The sequence below is a fragment of the Clostridium sp. genome (genome assembly GCF_016650095.1).
In the GTDB taxonomy this organism is placed as follows: Bacteria; Bacillota; Clostridia; order Clostridiales; family Clostridiaceae; genus Clostridium_AD.
This window is the reverse complement of the sequence record NZ_JAENWL010000342.1, coordinates 1-4,168: the sequence shown is the minus strand read 5'-3', so window position 1 is coordinate 4,168 and position 4,168 is coordinate 1. Positions and strand designations below refer to the sequence as shown.

The 4,168-nt window shown below is 30.0% G+C and carries 3 protein-coding genes and 1 pseudogene; all 4 read left to right on the top strand.

What is annotated here, in order from left to right; genetic code table 11:
• Positions 1-252: pseudogene (locus JJE11_RS15835) on the top strand (hydrogenase); the annotation flags it as partial.
• Positions 253-263: 11 nt separating this feature from the next.
• Entirely contained in the window at positions 264-1,724 is a 1,461-nt protein-coding gene (locus JJE11_RS15830; protein ID WP_291637350.1) for a proton-conducting transporter membrane subunit, read from the top strand.
• A gap of 11 nt (positions 1,725-1,735) precedes the next feature.
• On the top strand, positions 1,736-3,172 hold the full coding sequence (locus tag JJE11_RS15825) for a proton-conducting membrane transporter (RefSeq protein WP_291637347.1): 1,437 nt from the start codon (positions 1,736-1,738) through the stop codon (positions 3,170-3,172).
• 11 nt (positions 3,173-3,183) lie between these two features.
• On the top strand, positions 3,184-3,906 hold the full coding sequence (gene nuoB, locus JJE11_RS15820) for an NADH-quinone oxidoreductase subunit NuoB (protein ID WP_291637345.1): 723 nt from the start codon (positions 3,184-3,186) through the stop codon (positions 3,904-3,906).
• Positions 3,907-4,168: the final 262 nt, after the last annotated feature.

The following is a 4,168-nucleotide window of genomic DNA, read 5'->3' as shown; positions in this document are numbered from 1 at the left end:
GCACTATTTATTATAGGGATTTTGCTTATGGTAGCAAGAAAAAAAGCTATCACGCAAATGATAGGATTTTTAATCTTTGAAAATGGTATCGTACTCTTTGAAATATCATTAACCAAAATGTCCCTTGTAATTGAGGCAGGAATAGTTTTTGAAGGTTTAATGTTAGCCCTTATTATGGGAATAATGATTTTCAATATAAATAAAACTTTTGATTCAATAAATACAGACTCTTTTGAAAATCTAAAAGAATAGTTGGTGAAAAAATGTATATTATAGTAATTGGTATTTTGTTCTTAATTATGATAATGACCCCGTTGATCCTTAAAAACATCAAAATTTCTGGGTTAGTTACAATACTTGGATCTATATTAGTTTTGGGTATTGTACTAAAAATTATTACGCTTATTTCAGGAGGTGGTACTCTAAGTTATTTTAATGAATTTTTTTATATTGATAGTTTAAGTATAGTGCAACTTTTGATAACAGCTAGCATAAATGTTATCGTGAGTATTTACTCTTATAAATATATTTATAGCGAGATAAACGAGAAATTAATTTCGCTTAGGCGAGGTAGATTCTATTATTTTTTATTTAATTTTTTCGTTTTTTTTATGATATTTATTGCAATGACAAATAATATTATAGTAATGTGGATTGGGCTCGAAGGAACAACACTGACAACTGCATTTTTGATTGGATTTAACATTAATAAGAGTTCACTCGAATCCGCTTGGAAGTATGTCATTATTTGTTCAATAGGAATAGGTGTTGGTTTAATTGGCATACTTATTTTTGTTAATTCCTATAATAATCAAGATACGGGTCAGATACTTAATTGGTCTTATCTTGTGAAAAATTCAAACCCACAAAGTACATATGCTATTAAAATAGCATTTACGTTAATATTTGTAGGGCTAGGGACAAAAGCAGGACTTGCACCTATGCATACATGGCTTCCAGATGCACATAGTGAAGCACCATCACCAGTTAGTGCAATGATGTCTGGAGTTCTTTTGAATCTTGCACTATATGTTATTTTAAGGTTTTATTTAATAATAAAACATGTACCAGGACTCCAAAATACCAAATGGTTGTTTATAATTTTCGGCTCAGTATCACTTATAATTTCATCTTTTAGTATTTTAAGGCAAACCAACTATAAAAGGTTGCTAGCATTTTCCTCAGTTGAAAACATAGGGATTATAGCTTTAGGGCTAGGAGTTGGAAGTAAAATTGCGGTTTTCGGTGCATTATTACATTCATTAGTTCATGCCTTTGGGAAGTCTTTGTTGTTCTTAACTGCAGGAAATATACTAAATACTTATAAAACAAAACGTATAGATAAAATTAATGCACTAATAAAAACTATGCCAATAAATGCGGTATTTCTTATTTTGGGAATGCTTGTTATTACGGGAGCTCCTCCATTTCCAGCTTTCTTTAGTGAGTATTATATACTTGTAGGAACGGTTGAAAATGGGAATTACATTATCACTGCGTTGTATAGTATTTGTTTACTATTAGTTTTTGCAGGTTTTCTGCAAGTTTTTATTAAGATAGTTTTCAATAATGAACCTGGCGCTAAATATGTTAAAATGAAAGAGGATAAAGAAAATACATTGCCACTCGCTTTATGTTTTATTTCAATTATTGTTATGAGTTTATTTATGAATGGTTATTTGTCTAATATAATAAATAATGCAGTTCTAATTATTTGTAGTTAGGAAGTGAAAATATGAAAATAGCAGAGACTATAGAAAGTCTAGAGGGTTTAAATTTTGATTTAAATTATGAAGTTAAAAATAATAATGAGTTATATGTTAGAATAAAAGCTGAACAGATTAGAAAGATTGTGCTTATTTTTGTTGATTTATATAAATTTAATTATATTTGTGAATTTTCTGTGGAGGGAAAGCAGCGTACTATAAATTGTGTGTTTTCAAATAGTAAGCAAGGGTATTATGTAATATGCAGTTATGTTACTGATAAAACTCCAATTGATCTTAGGAATATAATTTATCAAAGCAGATTATTTCAAAGAGAAATCAATAATGATTTTGATTATAAGGTTAAAGAAATTTCAGGTACTGATGCTTATCAAATTGCGGTAGGACCAGTGCATGCAGGGATAATTGAGCCAGGTCATTTTAGGTTTAGTGTTATGGGTGAACCTATAGAAAACCTTGAAATAAGGCTTAGGTACAAACATAGAGGAATAGAAAAGCAATGCGCAAATATAAATGCAAATTTATTAAATCTTATGTTTGAAAGGGTTTCGGGAGAATCGACAGTAGCTTATGGAGAAGCTTATGCTATTCTTATAGAAAAACTTCTAAATAAGGAGGTTAGTAAAGAAATTCAAGCTTTTAGGATTGTTCTTTTAGAACTTGAGAGAATGTATAATTATTTGGATGATCTAGGTGGAATTGCTAATGATATAGGGTTTAGCTATGTAGCTAAAAAATTCGGATATTTCTCAGAAATGATTCACCAGTTATGTGAAAGAGTAAGTGGAAGCAGGTTCATGAGAAATGCCATTATTCCACTTGGAATAAATATTGAATTTAATGAAAAGAAAAAGAAGGATATTATAGAAACGTTAGAAAGTATTAAAACTCGTATAAGTAGTATATTTAAAATGAGTTTAAATACAGTTTCATTTTTAGATAGGGTAGAAGATACTGGAATGGTAAGTCGTACAATGGCTAAAAAATTATGCATGACTGGTGTGGTAGCAAGGGCCTGCAATTTGAAATATGATGTTAGAGTAATGTACCCATATGAAATATATAAGGAAATAAAAAAAGACATAAATATAGAAATAAAAGGTGGAGTTTTTGAGAGGTATAAATTGAAAGGTCTTGAAATTAAAGATGCGTTTAGTTTTATAGAAAAAGCTCTGACATATATAAATACTGATATAAAAAGAGACAAACAAGAAATTTGTTTACAAGAGGGATTAGAGGCAATAGCTTCTGTTGAAACAGTAAAGGGGGAACTAGTGGTGTATGGGTTAACAGGAAAAGATAACAAGTTTAACCGAATATATTTTAAAACTCCTTCCGTTACTAATTGGGCAGGTGTAAGTGAAGCGGTGCTTGGAGAAATTGTTCCGGATTTTCCACTTATTAACAAAAGCTTTAATATGTCTTATTCTGAAAATGATAGGTAAGGAGTATTAAAATGAACAATATACTTGATAGAATAAAATATGGAACTGAAACAATAAAAGATCCACTTAAAAAAAATGAGTTTTCTTACGGAAAAATAATTACTAAAGGAAACGAATGTAATAAATGTGGAGCTTGCGAGCGTGTATGTACTGTAGATGCTATAAAACTAAATACTAGTGCAAATGGTGAAAATATAATAAGTATTGACAATAAGAAATGTATTTATTGTAGAAATTGCGTTGATGTTTGCCCGAAGTCTGTTTTAGAAATAACAACTGATTATAAAATGGCAGAGCTTGAATTTGCAGGCGCGCTGCTTAAAAAAAAGATTTATAATACATTCAAGAGATCGCTTGTATTAAGAGTAGTAGATACTGGTTCTTGTAATGCTTGTATGTCAGAATTATCCGCACTTCAAAATACTTTTTATGATATTTCGAGATTTGGAATTAATGTAGCGGCATCTCCAAGGCATGCAGATGGGTTAGTGGTAACTGGCATAGTTACTAAAAACATGAAAGAAGCACTAGAGAAGACATATCATGCAATGGCGGAACCTAAAATAGTTATAGCTGTTGGTAGTTGTGCTTATGATGGAGGAATGTTTAAAGAGTGCGAAGGAGTTTATGATGTACTAAAGAATATACTCCCTGTGGACTTAGTGATTCCAGGATGTCCACCTTCTCCACAGGCAATTATATTTGGTCTTCTCAAACTAATGGATAAAATATAGAAAAACAGATTTAGAAAATCAAAAATATAAAGATTGATAATAAAATTTAAAAAGGCCTAATTAGAAAGTGTAGATGTACTTTCTAATTAGGCCCATTATTTTCATGCCCCTAAACAAACTCTCTTCAAAGAATTTGATTTATTTTGTTAGTGATCAGTGCAAGCGGTTGCATTAATATAAAAATTTTTGTATAATAATTGTAAAAGATACACCTAAAATAGACGTAAAGATTTATAATGAAAAGAAGATTAAATAAATAATT